We start from the raw sequence: 16,884 nt of genomic DNA, 5'->3' as shown, positions 1-16,884 counted from the left end.
ATTTGGGGGCGGTTGTACCATGAAGCGGATTGTTGGCACAAAACCCGCCCGGGGCGTGCGGCAACTCGGTGGCGGGCGGCTGGTACAATGCGGGCAGTTTGCCGTGAGCCACCAAGACGCCCGAAAACAACACGCACACTCAGAGGCCACTATCCATGGAACGCAAGGTTGATGTCGCCATCATCGGCGCCGGCAGCGCCGGACTTACCGCCACCTCCACCGTCCGCCGCTATACCGACAGCTTCGTCCTGATCGACGGCGGTGAGCTGGGCACGACCTGCGCGCGCGTCGGCTGCATGCCCTCCAAGGTCGCCATCCAGGTGGCGGAAGACCTGCACCGGCGCACGGTGTTCGAGCGTGAGGGCATCACCGGTGGCGATGCGCTGGCGGCCGACACCCCCGCAGCGCTCGAGCATGTGCGCGACCTGCGTGACGTGTTCGTCGATCAGGTGCTGTCGAGCAGCATCGACCAGATGGGAGACGAATTCATTGAGGCCAATGTCCGCTTCCTGGAGCCGACCCTGCTGGAGGCCGGCGACACACGCATCCGCGCAAAAAAGGTCATCATCGCCACAGGCTCCACGCCGACGGTTCCGCGAGCCTGGGAGGCCTTCGGCGACCGCATCGTCACCACCGATACCTTCTTCGAGCTCGAGGACCTCCCGGAGAGCATGGCGGTGATCGGCCTGGGCGTGATCGGCCTGGAACTCGGCCAGACGCTGCAGCGCCTGGGCGTGAAGGTCACCGGCATCGATCAGCTGACGACCATCGGTGGACTGCGCGACCCGGAGGTGAACGCGCAGGCCGTCGAGATCATCGGCAAGGAATTCCCGCTGTGGCTGGGTCACGCGGCGGAGATCAGTGAGGCGTCCGACGGCCGGTTGCGCGTCACGGCCGGCGACAACAGCGTCGTGGTCGACAAGGTGCTGGCCTCGATCGGCCGGCGGCCGAACCTGGCCGGCCTGGGACTGGAGGACATCGGTGTGCGTCTGAACGCGCGCGGTGTGCCCGACTTCGATCCACACACGATGCAGATCGGCGCCACGCCGCTGTTCATCGCCGGCGATGTCACTGGCGAGCGGCCGATCCTGCACGAGGCCAATCTGGAAGCACGCATGGCCGGCTACAACGCCAGCCATGACACGCCCGTACGCTTCAAACGCAAGGTGCCGTTCAGCATCACCTTCTGCGACCCGAACATCGTCGCCGTCGGCGCCGCGCTCGACGAGCTCGATCCTGACGACATCGAGATCGGTGCGATGAAATTCGGGCCACTGGGCCGCGCGCTCATCATGGCGAAGAACAAGGGCCTGCTGCGTCTGTACGCGCGCAAATCCGACGGTCGGCTGCTCGGTGCCGCCATGATCGCGCCCAAGGGCGAGAACCTCGGCCACCTGCTGACCTGGTGCATCCAGCAGGACCTGACCGTCGCCGATCTGCTGCGGATGCCCTTCTATCATCCGACCATCGAAGAAGGTGTGCAGGGTGCGCTCTACGACCTGCGCCGCAAACTCGGGCTCGAGAGCGAGACGCCGCTGGAGCTGAAAGTGCTTCAAAACGCCTAGCCACGGAAAACACGGACGACACGGACAAAACACGTATTCGGGTCAGCACCGGCACACCGAATCGGGCCGCGACTGACTTTCAGTACGATCCGGTTGCAATGACACTTATCCGTGTCGTCCGTGGCTAGTTTTCCCCGTTTTCCGGCTCTAGCTCCGGCCGCTCGAGTTCGAGCAGCGATCGCGCCGTGGCCTCGGGCAGGTTGTACTGCAGCTGCAGATCGGCGCGCGCGAGTTCCACACCGCGGTCGCTGCGGCGCAGCTCGAAGGCGATGGTCGTGCCGTCGGCCAGTTCCACATTCACGGGCGTAGTGCCCTCGCCCGGGACATAGGCGCTCACCCACAGGGCGCTGGCATGCTGCCAGGCCTGCAGCAGCTGCGGCACCGCGTCGGCGGAGATACCCTCCAGCGGCGGGTCGATATCCCAGCCACCGTCGCCGCGCTTGTGCAGGTGCCGCTCGGGCAGGCTCAGCGCGACGATGTCGGCGCCCTCGGGCAACAGTCGGCGGCTGGCGAGCTGGGCGCGCTTGCCCTGCAGGGTGTTCTGGTACTTGTCCGGGATCAGCGCCACGCGGTCGCCGACCTGCACGTAGCGCAGGCCCTCCAGCGGATCGGTGCCGCCGACCTTGATCGCGAGGTCGTCGAAGTGCACCGTCACCGGTGCCGGATCGAGTTCGAGTTGCTTCAGATCCACCTCGGCGGCGGTGTAGCTGCGCCGCGGTGTGGCGGCGATCATACGCAGCAGGTTGTCGACCTGCAGCGGATCGGCGGGCAGCTCGGGCGCGCCCAATACCCACCAGCGCCCGTCGCGGCGTTCCAGCTCCAATACATCGCCCGCCCGCTCGATACGGATATGCGTGACCGTGGTGTCATCGAGCGCGGTGAGCGCCGCCGGTGTCTCCGGCACCTCGATGCCCGGCTCGAAATACACCACCGCGATCAGTGCCAGCACGGCGATCAGCATGAGCAGGTTGAGCAGGAGGCGCCGGCTCATACCGCAACTCCATTGCCAGCCACGGAAACACACGGAAAGGCACGGAATGCGGAAACCCGGCATCTCGCCATCTTCCGTGTCTTTCCGTGTGTTTCCGTGGCCAGTACGGTTTTCGAATCCATGCAGCCACCCTCAGCGCTTGCGCCGTCGTAGCCAGATGAACATGCCCGCACCCAGCAGCGCGCCCGGCAGTACGAACAGAAAGCCGAAACCGATGGCGGCCTGCGCGGCCTGCGACAGCGTCAGCGTCTGATCGGGTGCGGCCTTGGCACGGATGGCGATGAAGTCGTCGTCGTGGCTGAGCCAGTGCACCATGTTCAGGCCCAGATCCAGGTTGCCGCCGTTGCCGAGGAAGGCATTCGACAGGAAATCGCCATCCCCGACCACGATCACACGCTGCTCGCGGGTCTTGGCCTCGGTGGCCGTGTCGACGTCGACCTGCCGGGTCAGGGCGAAGCCGATGTCCAGCGGGCCGGCCCGCTCGTCGCTGTCGGCATCGAAGCGCAGCTCACCGGTCAGCGGGCTCAGCTCGGTCCAGGCGCGCTCCAGCGACGACAGGATCGGCTCGCCCTGCCAGTCGTCGCTGTGATGCCACTCCAGCGCGGCGCTGCGCGGGAACAGCGTCAGGGTACGTAATTCGCGGGTGACCGGATGCGGCGGGTACTCCGGCACCAGCACGAAGTCGGGATTCTGAATGCCGAACATCTGCGTGGTCGCGTCGACGATCACGCCGGGCAGGAACTCGATACCGAGCAGTTCGGCGATCGGCTCCATGCCGGCCGACTCGCCGGGATCGGACAGCCACAGCAGATTGCCACCGCGTTCGAGATAGTCGCGCAGCAGCCCGATCTCGCCCGGCAGCAGCGCCACCTGCGGGCTGGCGATCACCAGCAGGCTGACGTTGGCGGGGATCTGCGGGTCCTGGGCGAGGTTCAGCACCTGGGTTTTCAGACCCTTGCGCCCCAGCTCGGCACCGAAGTTGCCCAGGTCGTGGTTGGCCTGGCCCTGCGGGTTGCGCTCGCCGTGACCGCCGAGGAAGGCGATCCAACGCTCACCCTCGCGCGCGGTGCGCAGCAGGGCGTTGGTGATGGCCTGTTCGGTCAGCTCCTGCACGCGCTCGCTACGACCCTGATAGGCGATACGCAGCTCACCGTCGAGGGTGATGCCGAGTTCGCGCACGCGCTCGGGCTCGACGTCCGGATTGACGAAGTCGAGCGCGACGTCAGGTTTGCTGCGCTGATAGCGCGCGATCAGATCGCGGATCTGGCCGCGCAGCGCCTGATTGTCGCGCGCGAACGCCGTGATCTGCACCGGTCCGTCCAGGGTCGCCAGCAGCTTCACGCTGTCCGCGGCCAGACTGTTGCGCCCGCCGGCGGTCCAATCGGACTGCCGCACGTACTGGGTGCTCAGCCAGGCCAGCAGACCCATCGCGACCAGGAACAGGATGGTGAAGCCGTAGCGCTGCAGGCGCAGTCCGAAGGTCGTTTTGCGGTTGACGTCCATAGGGGCTCAGTGCGACAGGCGGTTGGCGTCGAGGCGTTGGATGCTCAGCACCAGGAAGGTCAGGATGAACAGCAGGTAGTAGATCACGTCCGTGCTGTTGAACAGGCCCTTGAGCAGCGAATCGTAGTGCTGTACCAGCGACAGGTAGGCGAACAGGCCGCTGACCTGCTCGCCGGAGCCGCCGGCCCAGTTGATGATCCACAGGAGCAGCAGCAGACCGAAGCTGCTCACGGCGGCGATGGTCGGCTGTTCGGTCAGGCTGGACATGTACAGGCCGGCGGCGGAGAACGCGCCCACCACCAGCACCAGGCCCAGCAGGCCGCTGGCGAGCTTGCCGAGATCGAGTTCGGTACCGGCAGCGAGCGACAGCGCCATGCCCGCCAGCATGAGCAGCAGCACGGTGAAGAAGCCGAGCACACCGAGGTATTTTCCCAGGATGATCTCGGTCATGGAGACCGGCGCCGACATCAGCAGGCTGAGCGTGCGGCTGCGCCGCTCCTCGCTGAGCACGCGCATGGTGATCAGCGGCGCGACCAGCAGCAGCACCACGGCGGCGTTGCCGAACAACGGTGCGATGATGACATCGGTGACACCCGGCGCATCCGCCATGCCCGCGAGGCGCGGGGCGAACATCATGTACGTGTCGATCTGCGCCAGGAACAGATAGGCGAGGATGAACTGCACCACCGCCAGGATGGCCCAGGCGAGCGGCGACAGGAACAGCGCCTTCAGTTCGCGTGCGGCGATGTGTCCGATCATCAGGCGGCCTCCCTTTCGACAAGCGCCTCGGCGGCTGCGTCCTGCATGGTCAGCTCGATGAAGATCTGCTCCAGGGTGCGGCGCTCGGGGATCAGCGCCTCCAGTCCCCAGCCGCGCGTCACCGCCGCCTCAGCCAGTGCCGCGGCCGGGCTGTCACCCTCGTAGCGCAGGCGCAGGCGGCCATCGTCGAGAGATTCCAGCGCGGCGACCCCGGGGATCTGCAGCAGTACGTCCGGTGCCGGCGGGGTGCGCAGCTGCACGATCAGATGCTGCGAGTGCAGGTGCTTCTCCAGGCCGCTCATGGTATCGGCGAACACCAGCCGGCCGCGGTTGATGATCTGCACGCGGTTACAGACCCCCTGCACCTCCGGAAGGATGTGCGTGGACAGGATGATGCCGTGGTCGTTGCCGAGTTCGCGGATGAGGTGGCGGATCTCGCGGATCTGGATGGGATCGAGGCCGACCGTCGGCTCGTCGAGGATCACCACCGCCGGGTTGTGCAGGATCGCCTGGGCGATGCCGACGCGCTGCTGATAGCCCTTGGACAGGTTACCGATCAGGCGCCGGCCGACCGCCTCCAGGCCGCAGCGCTCCTTGGCCTGGGCCAGCGCCTGACGCAGGCGCGCGCGCGGCACGCGGTGCAGACGGCCGCAGTAGAGCAGGAATTCATCGACAGTGTGCTCGCGGTACAGCGGCGGCTGCTCGGGCAGGTAGCCGAGTTCGCGCTTGGCGCGCTTGGGCTCATCGAGCAGATCGATGCCGCGCACCCGGATCGCGCCGGCACTCGGCGCGAGATTGCCGGTGAGCATCTGCATGGTGGTCGACTTGCCGGCGCCGTTCGGGCCGAGAAAGCCGAGTACATCGCCCTTGGCGAGCTGAAAGCTGACGTCCTGCACCACGCAGGTGGGACCGTAGTAGCGGTAGAGCTGCCGGGCGTCGATCAGGGTTTCCGTGGCCATATTCTTCTTGATCAACCTGGGTGATTGACGGGCGGCCTGTGCCTGCGGGCGGATTATAGTGCAAGCGTGCCCACGCTCAAGTCGCAGCCCTTCGACTGCGGCCGCGGCGCGCGAGTTCCCACGGCCTAGGCGTCAAAGCGTGCGGCGAACTCGGTCAGATGCTGATTGACGGCATCCGACTCGTACAGCCAGGTGTGGCTGCCGTCGGCGGCAGCGATGCGCAGGCAGGGCACCTGGACCTTGCCACCGCCCTCCTCCAGTTCGCGGCGGGCGACCGGATCGTGCTGGGCGTCGCGGAGCTCGATCGGCAGCGACAGCGCGGCCAGGGTGCGGCGCACCTTCACGCAGAATGGACAGGTCCGGAACTGATAGAGCACCAGATCGCGGCTCGCCGCCTCCACGCGCGCCTGCGCCGCGGCGCTGCGCACGACGCCCTTGGGCCTGGTAAGGCTCTCCCGCAGCAGAATGAACGGGCCGAGCACAATACGCAGGGTCTTGAAGAACAGGCGGATGAGGGTTTTCATGCGACTCGTGGGTGTGTCAGGGCTGGGCGCACTGCGGGGCGCGGAACGTGTCATTCTGGCAGAGCGACGCCGCGGATGAAAGGTTTGGAGAGGTGCCCACAAAAACTGCATTGCATATGCCGCTTTTGGCTGCCAGACTCTCTGCAGGCGATCGTGTCACAGCCAGCCCACACGTCCCGAGCCTGGCACGTGCAGGAGATTGAAGGCCATGTCGAATGGCGATTCGGAAAATGGAACGTCCGGATGCGGCGGATACCTGTCACCGGCGGGCCGCGCCACACCCTTCGACCGCGACACCTACCACGCCGTCTTCGAGCACCTGCTCAACGGCGCGGCCTATTGCAGGATGCTGTTCGACGGCGGGCGGCCCTGTGATTTCCGCTTTCTCTACGTCAACCCGGCCTTCGAGCGGCAAACCAAGCTGCGGGACGTCGTCGGCCGGCGCGCGACGGAACTGGTACCCGGCATCGACGCGACCGACCCCCGGCTGTTCGAGATCCTGGGCCGTATCGCCCGCGGCGACGAGTCGGAGAAGTTCGAGATCTACCTCAAATCGCTGACGACCTGGCTGTCCGTATCGGCCTACAGCCCGGCACCCGATCACTTCGTCGCCATGTTCGATGTCGTCACCGAGCGCAAGCTGGCGGAGGAGTTGCTGCGGCGCAGCCAAGAGCGCTATCTGGACGTCTTCGACAACACCAGCGATCTGATCCAGTGCAGCGCGCCGGACGGTAGCTTCCTCTATACCAACCGCGCCTGGCGCGAGGCCCTCGGCTACACGGAGGAGGAAGTCCGGTCGCTCAGCCTCGTCGACGTGCTGCATCCTGACAGCCTGGACTGCTGCCAGGACCGCTTCCGCCGTCTGCTCGAGGGCGAGACGCTGACGTGCATCACCTTCAAATTCATCACCAGGACCGGTGAGCCGGTGTATCTGTCCGGCGATTGCGGCTCGATCGTCCGGGACGGTATGACGATCTCCACCCGCGGGATCTTCAGGAACATCACCGACACCGTCGAGGCGGAGGCCGCGCTCAAGACCAGTGAGGCCCGCTATCAGGCGCTCTACGAACATGCGCCCGACCTCTACGCCACCATCAACCGCGCGGGCGAGATCCTGTCGCTCAACCGCACCGGCGCGGCCATGCTCGGCTACGAGCGGGACGAGCTGATCGGCGAATCGATCTCCAGGATCGTCCACCCCGAGGATCAGCACGCCGCGTTCCGGCACATCGAATCGCGCCTCACCGGCGCCGGCGCGGACGAGGGCATCGAGTACCGGGGCGTCCGCAAAGACGGCTCCGGCCTCTGGCTGCAGCAGCGCGCCACGCTGGACTGCGGCGTCGACGGGCAGCGCCTGCTGGTGGTCGGCCGCGACATCACCGAGCGGCGCAAGCTCGAGAACCAGCTTGCCTACCAGGCGGCACACGACACCCTCACCAATCTCATCAACCGCCGCGAATTCGAGCGGCGGCTGCAGCGCGTGCTGGCCCGGCCGAGCGAACGGGACATCGGTCATGTACTGTGCTTTCTCGATCTCGACCAGTTCAAGATCATCAACGACACCTGCGGGCACATCGCCGGCGACGAACTGCTGCGCCAGGTCGCCGCCCTGCTGCAGGGGCGGATGCGCTCCCGCGACACCCTCGCGCGTCTGGGCGGCGACGAGTTCGGCATCCTGATGGAATACTGTTCCGTGAGCAGCGCGGTGAACGTGGCGGCGAAGATCCAGAAGAACCTGCGGAACTTCCTGTTTCACTGGCGCTCACGGCAGTTCCGGATCGGTATCAGTATCGGCATTCTGCAGATCCGGTCGGGTCGCAGCGTCACCGAGACCCTCTCCCGGGCCGACTCAGCGTGCTACGTGGCCAAGAAGGCCAGCGGCAACGGCATCCATATCTATACGCCGGGTGACGCCGCGCCCATGGTGTAACAGGTTCGGAAGTATGTTCGATCGATATGGAAAACCATTTGTCACGGAAGCACGCGGAAAGTCATGGAAGGTGGTGACATGGCGAGTTCCTGCAGTCCGTGTGCTTCCGTGGCCATGTATACCCGGCAGAATGCATCAAGGCGCAGCCTGACGCGTTCTACGCGGATGGCCCCTCACTCCCTTGCGTGGATTTCGTGGCGATCCCACCCTTTTGGCCACCGAAGTGATACACCCGCACCAGTCGCAGCAGCAGAATCAGGAACGCGACCGACCAGGCCAGCGCAGCGAGCCACAGCAGGGTCTCGCGGCCGGCCAGTGCGGGTGCCGCGACGAGGCGCAACACGGCGGCGACACCGAGCAGCAGGGCAGCGGCGATGATGTCGCGGAAGGCGCCGAACGGCCGCCGCACCCGCAGCGCGGCGGTACGGCCCATCATCACCAGGGTCAGCGTGCCGAGCGCGCCCACCGTCAGGCCATGCAGCGCATGCGGCAGCGACGCCAGCACCCCGACCTGGGCCAGCCCCTTCAGCGTCAGCGCCGGAATCAGCCACAGATAGCCCAATGCCAGCGTCCACAGCTCGGCGCGCCCGCGGGCATGATGCAACTGCCAGGCCGACACGCGCACCAGCGTGACGGCGGCGACCGCCAGGCAGAACATCCCGGCCGCCGCGCCCAGCCCGGCCAGATCGAGCAGCACCGCTGCCAGTATCAACCCGGCCAGCGGCAGCTCGTAGCCGCGGCGCACATGATCGCGGCGCGCGATGCCGCGCCGCTCCAGATAACCACCCATGGCCGCCGGCAGCACCCGCCCGCCGATGATCAGCATCAGCAGTGCGAACAGATCCAGCGTGGCCAGCAGGGCGCGCCCCTGCAACTCCGGGCCCAGGGGCGTATCCAGCCGCAGCGCGCCCAGCCACCAGAGCGCGTCCAGGGCCAGCAGTGCCGTCAGCAGCAGCGGCACGATGCGGTTCTCCCAGCGCTTGGCCCCGCGCCACAGCGGCGGTGCGGCCAGGGCCAGCACCATCGCCGGAAAGCTCAGTCCCGCGAGCACGCTCAGCAGCCCATCCGGGATCGCCGCCGCCAGCCGCGCGGCGAGCCAGCTCGCCAGCAGCAGCCCCGTGCCCACCGGTCCCGCCCGCGTCACCAGGAAACCGGCCGCGACGGCCAGCGCATAACCGAACAGCAGCTCGTGACCGTGCCAGGTCGCATACGCCAGCCCACCCTCGCGCAACACCAGCCACAGCGGCACTGTCGCAGCCGCGAACAGCGCCGCCAGCGGGAACAGCCAGCGGTCGGGGCTGGCAGGCTTGGGTTTGCGTACGCGGCGGGGTGTAGGTCGGTCTGCGGTGGTATCCGGCACGGCGGCATTCGGTTAAGGGTGGGCTTGCCCCATAGGGTACCGCATCCGCACGGCCGGCCGGAGGCGGCTGCTACACTTGGAGGCGCTCGATGATGGGGGTCCGCTGCGCCATGACCGGTCAGCACTCGCGGGTCGAGTGACATCCCAGCCCGTAATACACCATATTTCCCCCGGCATGTCTGCGACACGCCGGGTTACCGCAGTGAGGCATCCGGCATCATGTCCGAACACAAAGTCTTCCTGGGTGCCGTCCTGCTGCTGGCCACCCTGCTCGGCGGCTGCCGGCTCGAGTTCTGGTTCTCGTCCGACGACGATGACTTCTGGACCGACGCCACCGGTGTCTGGCAGGGCACGGTCACCGAGACGGGCGTCGGCAGCGTCGCCGTGACCGGTCTGCTGATCACCGGACAGCTGCACGTGTTCAGTCTCACCGATGGACCCGTCATCGGCGGCACCTATGCGATGTCACACGACGGCCTCAACGCCTCGACCACCCATTACGCGAATGCCATCGCTGCCGCCTCCGGCACGCTCAGCGCAACGGTGTCCACGCGGAGTTGGATCAATGGATCGTTCACCACCTCCGACAGCGGCAGCGGCACCCTCAGCCTGCGCTACGATACTCTAACCACCCGCGGCGCATCATTGCCCACCATCGGCGGTAACTGGTTCGTCACCGACGGCAGCGGGAGCCTGGGCCTCGCCATCGATTCGACCGGCGCCATTCATGGCTCCGATACCAGCGGCTGCATCTACAGCGGTCAAGTGGACATCATCGACCCGGCCGTGAACCTCTACTGCATCCGCCTCACCACCTCCTCCTGCGGCACCGCCGACGGCCACTACGCCGGCCACGCCACGTTGCAGGACACGAACCAGACGAACGGCCGTTTGATATTCATGGTATCGAACCCGGGCCGCGCGATCGTGCGGACACTGGACCGGACGTAAAGAGAACGACTGGCACGGGCGCCTCTCTGAGTCAGCACATATTTGTAACATTCGGCGAGTTGCGGGCACCCCCGACGGCTGGCACACTCCGATCGAGCCGTGAAAAAAGAACAACGGCCAATACTGACAAAAATCAAAATAGTCAGAACAAGGGGGGATTATGTTCAAGCGTGCATATGTTCTCTGTGCAGTCCTGCTGCTGTCTACACTGCTCGCCGGCTGCGGAGGCGGTGGATCGTCGTCGTCCACGCCGGTCGCGACCGCCGACGCCACCGGCGTCTGGGAAGGCACCATCACCCAGAACGGCGTCGGCACCTTCAGCGTGACCGGTCTGATCACCGGCGGCCAGATGCGCTTCCTCAGCGCCGACGGCTACGCGATTGTGGCGGACGATACGGGTATGAACGACATCCTGGTGTTCACGGTGCCGAATGCGAATGTGGTGATTGTGGGGGTGTTGGATAGGATTTGAGAGGAACCCACTTCAGTCCTTCGGCCGAAGTGTTATATAAACTATAAGAAAGAAAATATGAAAAAAAAGCTATTGCAGCAATACTGATTGTGAGCGCTGAATGCGCCACACTCACTGTAGACGCCATGACTCCCATCGCCTTCTCGTTCAGCGATGGCCCCAATGGGGAATGCACAGTGGAAAACAAACGCGGCGTTTGGAAGGCAGAAATCCCGGCAACCATCTATGTCAGAAAATCCGATGATGCACTGCAGCATCAATGCAAAACGGAAGATGGCCGCGAAGCCGTCGGAGCCATCAAAAGCGAAATGGGCGCAAAAATCGCGACAAGCGCAGTGTTCCTCGATTTTGGCATCACGGACGCAATCACAGACAAGTACCGGAAGTATATTGGCAGCTATGTTATTCCTATCAGAAAGCAGGAACATTTGGCCACTTCGTAGCACTTCTGCGTAGCAGGCCAAACCAAGAGGGTCGCTGGCAACGCCGGCGCTCCTGCTTAAAGCCACAGAGCCACATAGTGAAGATACTTCCAACAATCCGAAACAGATCCATTTCGGAAAATACTAAAGAGGCCGCATATAGCGGCCTCACATTTGGTGCATCTTTCAGCTTGTTAGCGGTCAGAGCACATATCCCGATGATGTAGTGTTATCGAGGATAAGCTCTACCCCAGGAAATAGTCAACCGGGAGGGCAAATGCTGCCAAAAATGCGTTACCGGCTGGGACTCGATATCGGATCAACCTCCATTGGCTGGTGCATGATCCGTCTGAACCAAGCCGATGAGCCAGTCGCCGTCATACGCATGGGAGTGCGCATCTTCTCGGATGGACGCAACCCCAAGGATGGCAGTTCACTTGCCGTCACCCGCAGGCAGGCACGCCAGATGCGCCGCCGTCGCGACCGCCTGCTGAAGCGCAAAGCACGCTTACTGTCCGCCCTTATCCGATTGGGCTTCTTTCCTCAAGACTCTACGTACCGCAAAGAGCTAACCAAGCTCGACCCGTACATCCTGCGTAAGAAAGGGTTGTACCAAGCGCTTACCGGCCCCGAATTCGCCCGCGCATTGTTCCATATTAACCAGCGTCGTGGATTCCTGAGTAATCGAAAGACAGACAAAAAAGACAATGACAGCGGCACACTCAAGAAGGCTATCAAAGACCTGCGTGACAAGCTGAAGCAGGAGAACTGCCATACGCTTGGCGAATGGCTAGCCAATCGCCACGAATATGGTCTGAGCGTCCGCGCCCGACTGCGCGGCAGAATCCAGAAAGATAAGAAGTATGACTTCTACGCTGACCGCGCCATGATTGAACATGAGTTCGATACGCTATGGGAACAACAAAGTGGCTTCAACCCTGCGCTCTTCACAGACTCGGCCCGTAACGAATTCAAGGATATTCTGCTTCACCAACGACCACTCAGGCCCGTCAAACCGGGCCGCTGCACCTTGTTACCAGATGAGGAACGGGCACCGCTTGCATTACCCAGCACACAGCGATTCCGCATCTACCAGGAACTCAACAATCTGCGATTGCTAACATCCGACCTACGTGAGCAACAGCTAACCCTGGCTCAACGCAATACCATTGTGGAACTGTTGGAGCGTGGCGATGTTACTTTCACAAAATTACTAAAGGCGCTCAAACTGCCCGGCACGACTAAATTCAATCTGGAGGACATCAAGCGTGACCGGCTCAACGGCAACAAAACCACTTACATTCTTTCGAAGGATCAATATTTCGGTAACTCATGGAATGACTACCCACTAATCAGGCAAGATGAAATTGTCGAAAAACTCCTTAACGACCCTAGCGAGTCTGCACTGATCGACTGGTTGCAAAAAACCACTGGGGTAAATGAAGCTACAGCCGAGCGCATAGCCAACTGCAGCCTGCCTGAAGGCTATGGCAGTCTAAGCCGTGCGGCACTGGGACGAATTCTTCCGGAACTGATCAAGGATGTCGTGGTGTACTCAGAAGCTGCCAAACGTGCCGGATTCGATAGCCATAGTGCACTCTTCTATACCCAGAAAACCGGGGAAATATTCGACACCCTGCCCTACTACGGTGAACCGCTACAACGGCACGTCAGTTTTGGTACTGGTAACCTGGATGACCCGCCCGAGAAACGCCTCGGGAAAATCGCCAACCCGACTATTCATATCGGCCTGAACGAACTGCGTAAGGTCGTCAACGCCCTCATCAAGCGTTATGGGCACCCCAGCGAAGTCATCGTGGAAGTGGCCCGAGAACTGAAGCTCAGCCGAGAAAAGAAACGGGAGATTCAGAAAGAACAGAAAGCACGGCAAGACCTGAACGAACAGCAGGTCGCCGAGGCATGCTCAGCATTAGGACTGACACCCGCCAATCTCGGCAAGGCCAAGCGCCGAGAACTCTCGCAGAAGATGCAGCTCTGGGTGGAACTCAACCCCAAGGATGTCGCCGCCCGGCGCTGCCCCTACACGGGAGAGCAGATCAGTATCGAGTGTCTCCTCTCCAACGAGGTTGAGATCGAGCACATCCTGCCCTTCTCCATGACCCTGGACGACAGCCTCAACAACAAAACGGTAACACTGCGCCGCGCAAATCGTGATAAAGGCAATCGTACTCCTTACCAGGCATTCGGCGAAAAGCCCATTCCAGGCTACGACTATACGGCCATCTTGGAACGTGCGGCGCTGATGTCGAAGGAAAAGGCCAAGCGGTTCGCCCCTGACGGATACCAACGCTGGCTCAAAGAGGATAAGGATTTCCTGGCTCGCGCTCTGAATGACACCGCTTATCTATCGAGGGTCGCCAAGGAATATCTGTCCTTGATCTGTCCGCCCAACCAGGTTCGTGCCATTCCGGGACGCATGACAGCCATGCTGCGCGGAAAATTCGGCCTGAACAGCCTCCTGTCCGGATCGGACCTCAAGAACCGCAATGACCACCGCCATCATGCCCTAGATGCAGCGGTGGTCGGTATTACCGATCAGGGGTTGTTGCAGCGCTTCGCCACAACCAGCGCCAGCGCCCGGGAGAAACAGCTCGATCGCTTAGTGGGAGAAATGCCGTTCCCCTGGCCGACCTATCGTGAACACGTTGAACGAGCCCTGGGCAGCATTATCGTCAGCCATAAACCGGACCACGGTTACCAAGGCGCCATGCACGAAGAAACTGCCTGGGGCCTACGTGAAAATGGCATGGTCTCTCGCCGCGTCCGCCCCGATGATGGCGGCCCGCGTCAGCGCGAAACGAAATACAAAAGCGTGGTAACGATAAACAGCACAAACGACCCCAAACGCCACGGCCTGGACGAACAGGGACAATCCAAAGCATATAAGGGATACGTCGGCGGAAGCAATTACTGCATAGAGATATGGCGTGACGAAAAAGGCAAGTGGAATGGCGATGTCATTTCAACATTTCAAGCATATCAGATCATACGACAATTCGGCGAGAACCTTGGTCTCAAGAAACTCAGAGATCCATCGTATAGCCAATCTGGAAAACCTCTTGTGATGCGGCTGATGATTGACGATATCGTAAGACTCAAGATAAATGACATCCAACGAACGATGCGAGTGGTGGTTATCAAAGGGAACGGACAAATATCCATGTGCGATCACAATGAAACCAACGTGGACTCGCGCAATCGCGACAAAAATGACCCGTTCTCCTATGTATCCAAATATGCCGGCTCACTTCAGAAAGCCCAAGGCCGCCGCATAATCGTCTCGGAAATTGGCGATTTGCGCGACTACGGCTTCAGAGGCTGACCACCATGATCGGCCGCATCGTCGAAGTGGCTGATAATCGAAGGCACCTGTTCGTGTCTCGCGGCTTCATGGTCGTCCAGGACACCGAGGGAGAACACAAAGAACTTGGACAAATCCCTCTGGACGACATCACGGCCGTGATCGCCAACGCACATGGCCTGAGCTATTCCAACAACCTTCTGGTCGCATTGGCTGAACGCGGTGCCCCTTTCGTACTCTGCGCGGCCAACCACAATACGGTTGGCATGCTTTGGCCAGTCGATGGTAATTTCCAGCAGGCCAAGCGGTTCGATGCCCAATTGGCAGCTAACAAACCAACGCATAAACGCCTATGGGCCGACATCGTCAAGTCGAAGTTGCAACAGCAGGCTGCTGCACTCGGAGCGGCTGGCGCTACCACAGCCCCACTCACAGCCCTGGTCACCAAAGTACGTTCCGGCGATCCGGACAACCTGGAGGCACAAGGCGCACGCCGTTATTGGGGGCTGCTATTTGGCGAAGACTTCCGCCGGGACCAGAATGGCAGCGGACTCAATGGCTTGCTCAACTATGGATACACGGTACTGCGCGCTGCAACGGCTCGCGCGGTCGTTGCCGCAGGGCTGCACCCGACGTTGGGGTTGCATCACCGTAACGAGGGCAACCCGATGCGTCTGGTTGATGACTTAATGGAACCCTTCCGCCCCTTGATCGATTTGCTCGTCTGGCAGCTACGCCAAAGGGGAGAGTCTCAGGTATCTCCCAAAACCAAACGCGCATTGGTGCACTCTTTGTACGATGACATGCAGACCTGCTCGGGCGCGACGCCTGCTATGGTCTGCATGCAGCGGCTCGCAGTCTCACTGGCTCAAGTCTATCTAGGAGAGCGGGACAAACTTGATCTCCCGCTCCCGGGACTGCCGCTCTCACTGGCGGCCAGCTTGGCCGATGACTGACCTTCGATGCTCAGCGGATACCGACTGATGTGGGTCGCCGTCATGTTCGACCTACCAGTGGTCGAAAAGGCAGAACGCAAGGCTGCAACAGGCTTTCGTAACACCCTGTTGGACATGGGGTTCGAGATGACTCAGTTTTCCGTATATATGCGTTTCTGCACCAGCCAAGCACAGGTCGAGACCTACTGCAAGCGCGTGGAAAACGCCTTGCCCGAGGGCGGGCGGGTGAATATTCTGACTTTCACCGACAAGCAATATGAACGGATCATTTCCTACTGTGGGAAGGCCAGGAAACCCGCAAAAAAATCCCCCGACCAGTTCGACCTGTTCTAGCCGTCTGGCCAGTTTTCATGCTGTCAAAAGAACGGAACCCACTGGTGAATCAGTGGGTTCCGTGACTGGGAGTCTACATCATCGGGATATGCGCTGTGACCGGAACTCGATCGCGCTCGCATCGAGGCCGGCGCCCAGTCTACATCATCGGGATATGCGCTGTGACCGGAACCGGTGTAGGTCGTGCCTGCCTCGGGGCCATAGTCTACATCATCGGGATATGCGCTGTGACCGGAACTCCGGTGACGGGTCGAAGCTGGCCGCATCCAGTCTACATCATCGGGATATGCGCTGTGACCGGAACCAAGACGTTGCGCCGGCGCTCGCCGGGGCCAGTCTACATCATCGGGATATGCGCTGTGACCGGAACGCGGATCGCGCCTAGGTCGAGCTAGAGCGCAGTCTACATCATCGGGATATGCGCTGTGACCGGAACCTTGGGAAACACCGCGCCGGCGCAGGTATCAGTCTACATCATCGGGATATGCGCTGTGACCGGAACTCATATATGCGCTCCTCGATGAGTTGCTGAAGTCTACATCATCGGGATATGCGCTGTGACCGGAACGACAGCAGCCCACGCATGAGCTGATAGTTTAGTCTACATCATCGGGATATGCGCTGTGACCGGAACCACCCGAGGTAGGGCCAAGTCTATGGAAATGGGGACAGATTTATTTTTCTAGGAATGACAACTAGTAGGGTCGAGGGCTGGCGCGCCAGTACAGGTCGAAGTTTGTATTCCCCGTTGCTCGCCCCTTTCGGTTGGCGAGTGTCACAGTATCTCGACCATGCCACGTTTCCAGCCCCCGCCTCGTCAAACGCAGCGTGCGGATT

At 62.2% G+C, this 16,884-nt stretch carries 14 protein-coding genes and 1 CRISPR repeat array; of the genes, 8 read left to right on the top strand and 6 right to left on the bottom strand.

Features of this window, described 5'->3' with window-relative positions; genetic code table 11:
- Positions 1-155: 155 nt before the first annotated feature.
- Entirely contained in the window at positions 156-1,565 is a 1,410-nt protein-coding gene (locus tag K8I04_07330; GenBank protein ID MBZ0071523.1) for a dihydrolipoyl dehydrogenase, read from the top strand.
- 124 nt (positions 1,566-1,689) lie between these two features.
- On the opposite strand, the gene K8I04_07325 is transcribed toward K8I04_07330, so the two are convergent.
- The 5 genes from K8I04_07325 to K8I04_07305 all read right to left on the bottom strand — a co-directional run bounded on the left by K8I04_07325 (position 1,690) and on the right by K8I04_07305 (position 6,301).
- Positions 1,690-2,556, bottom strand: coding sequence for a DUF4340 domain-containing protein (locus tag K8I04_07325; GenBank protein ID MBZ0071522.1), 867 nt, complete (start codon positions 2,554-2,556; stop codon positions 1,690-1,692).
- A 132-nt stretch (positions 2,557-2,688) separates the two neighbouring features.
- Positions 2,689-4,059: a GldG family protein gene (locus K8I04_07320; protein MBZ0071521.1), complete on the bottom strand. Its 1,371-nt coding sequence runs from the start codon at positions 4,057-4,059 to the stop codon at positions 2,689-2,691.
- 6 nt (positions 4,060-4,065) lie between these two features.
- Entirely contained in the window at positions 4,066-4,818 is a 753-nt protein-coding gene (locus K8I04_07315; GenBank protein MBZ0071520.1) for an ABC transporter permease subunit, read from the bottom strand.
- The gene (locus tag K8I04_07310; protein MBZ0071519.1) at positions 4,818-5,777 is read right to left on the bottom strand and encodes an ABC transporter ATP-binding protein; all 960 of its coding nucleotides are present in this window, start codon (positions 5,775-5,777) and stop codon (positions 4,818-4,820) included. The genes K8I04_07315 and K8I04_07310 overlap by 1 nt, the downstream gene beginning before the upstream one ends.
- A gap of 125 nt (positions 5,778-5,902) precedes the next feature.
- Positions 5,903-6,301, bottom strand: a complete 399-nt coding sequence (locus tag K8I04_07305; protein ID MBZ0071518.1) for a glutaredoxin — start codon at positions 6,299-6,301, stop codon at positions 5,903-5,905.
- 208 nt (positions 6,302-6,509) lie between these two features.
- On the opposite strand from K8I04_07305, the gene K8I04_07300 reads away from it, so the two are divergent.
- A complete protein-coding gene (locus K8I04_07300) occupies positions 6,510-8,231 on the top strand; it encodes a PAS domain S-box protein (protein MBZ0071517.1) in 1,722 nt (573 codons plus the stop codon).
- Positions 8,232-8,388: 157 nt separating this feature from the next.
- Here K8I04_07300 and K8I04_07295 read toward each other — a convergent pair whose 3' ends face one another.
- Positions 8,389-9,591, bottom strand: coding sequence for an NnrS family protein (locus tag K8I04_07295; GenBank protein ID MBZ0071516.1), 1,203 nt, complete (start codon positions 9,589-9,591; stop codon positions 8,389-8,391).
- A gap of 219 nt (positions 9,592-9,810) precedes the next feature.
- Between K8I04_07295 and K8I04_07290 the strand changes: the two genes are divergently transcribed.
- From K8I04_07290 to cas2, 6 genes are all read left to right on the top strand, one after another.
- Complete coding sequence (locus K8I04_07290; protein ID MBZ0071515.1) at positions 9,811-10,542, top strand: hypothetical protein; 732 nt, start codon at positions 9,811-9,813, stop codon at positions 10,540-10,542.
- Between the two features lie 160 nt (positions 10,543-10,702).
- The gene (locus K8I04_07285) at positions 10,703-11,014 is read left to right on the top strand and encodes a hypothetical protein (GenBank protein ID MBZ0071514.1); all 312 of its coding nucleotides are present in this window, start codon (positions 10,703-10,705) and stop codon (positions 11,012-11,014) included.
- 125 nt (positions 11,015-11,139) lie between these two features.
- The gene (locus K8I04_07280) at positions 11,140-11,457 is read left to right on the top strand and encodes a hypothetical protein (GenBank protein ID MBZ0071513.1); all 318 of its coding nucleotides are present in this window, start codon (positions 11,140-11,142) and stop codon (positions 11,455-11,457) included.
- A gap of 256 nt (positions 11,458-11,713) precedes the next feature.
- Positions 11,714-14,779: a type II CRISPR RNA-guided endonuclease Cas9 gene (gene cas9, locus K8I04_07275; protein MBZ0071512.1), complete on the top strand. Its 3,066-nt coding sequence runs from the start codon at positions 11,714-11,716 to the stop codon at positions 14,777-14,779.
- Positions 14,780-14,784: 5 nt separating this feature from the next.
- Positions 14,785-15,714, top strand: coding sequence for a type II CRISPR-associated endonuclease Cas1 (cas1, locus tag K8I04_07270; protein MBZ0071511.1), 930 nt, complete (start codon positions 14,785-14,787; stop codon positions 15,712-15,714).
- Positions 15,715-15,720: 6 nt separating this feature from the next.
- On the top strand, positions 15,721-16,047 hold the full coding sequence (cas2, locus tag K8I04_07265; protein ID MBZ0071510.1) for a CRISPR-associated endonuclease Cas2: 327 nt from the start codon (positions 15,721-15,723) through the stop codon (positions 16,045-16,047).
- Positions 16,048-16,117: 70 nt separating this feature from the next.
- A CRISPR array of direct repeats spans positions 16,118-16,684; the repeat unit is 36 nt; unit sequence AGTCTACATCATCGGGATATGCGCTGTGACCGGAAC.
- Positions 16,685-16,884 lie beyond the last annotated feature (200 nt).

The organism is Gammaproteobacteria bacterium (assembly GCA_019911805.1).
Classification (GTDB): Bacteria; Pseudomonadota; Gammaproteobacteria; order Thiohalobacterales; family Thiohalobacteraceae; genus JAHJQQ01.
Note: the sequence above shows the minus strand (reverse complement) of the source record. Positions and strands in the feature narration are given on the sequence as shown.

Coding starts and splice junctions, on each gene's coding strand:
- K8I04_07305 (MBZ0071518.1), bottom strand. CDS start 6,301: ATGAAAACCCTCATCCGCCTGTTCTTCAAGACCCTGCGTATTGTGCTC.
- cas1 (MBZ0071511.1), top strand. CDS start 14,785: ATGATCGGCCGCATCGTCGAAGTGGCTGATAATCGAAGGCACCTGTTC.
- K8I04_07330 (MBZ0071523.1), top strand. CDS start 156: ATGGAACGCAAGGTTGATGTCGCCATCATCGGCGCCGGCAGCGCCGGA.
- K8I04_07310 (MBZ0071519.1), bottom strand. CDS start 5,777: ATGGCCACGGAAACCCTGATCGACGCCCGGCAGCTCTACCGCTACTAC.
- K8I04_07300 (MBZ0071517.1), top strand. CDS start 6,510: ATGTCGAATGGCGATTCGGAAAATGGAACGTCCGGATGCGGCGGATAC.
- K8I04_07290 (MBZ0071515.1), top strand. CDS start 9,811: ATGTCCGAACACAAAGTCTTCCTGGGTGCCGTCCTGCTGCTGGCCACC.
- cas9 (MBZ0071512.1), top strand. CDS start 11,714: ATGCTGCCAAAAATGCGTTACCGGCTGGGACTCGATATCGGATCAACC.
- cas2 (MBZ0071510.1), top strand. CDS start 15,721: ATGCTCAGCGGATACCGACTGATGTGGGTCGCCGTCATGTTCGACCTA.
- K8I04_07320 (MBZ0071521.1), bottom strand. CDS start 4,059: ATGGACGTCAACCGCAAAACGACCTTCGGACTGCGCCTGCAGCGCTAC.
- K8I04_07315 (MBZ0071520.1), bottom strand. CDS start 4,818: ATGATCGGACACATCGCCGCACGCGAACTGAAGGCGCTGTTCCTGTCG.
- K8I04_07280 (MBZ0071513.1), top strand. CDS start 11,140: ATGACTCCCATCGCCTTCTCGTTCAGCGATGGCCCCAATGGGGAATGC.
- K8I04_07325 (MBZ0071522.1), bottom strand. CDS start 2,556: ATGAGCCGGCGCCTCCTGCTCAACCTGCTCATGCTGATCGCCGTGCTG.
- K8I04_07285 (MBZ0071514.1), top strand. CDS start 10,703: ATGTTCAAGCGTGCATATGTTCTCTGTGCAGTCCTGCTGCTGTCTACA.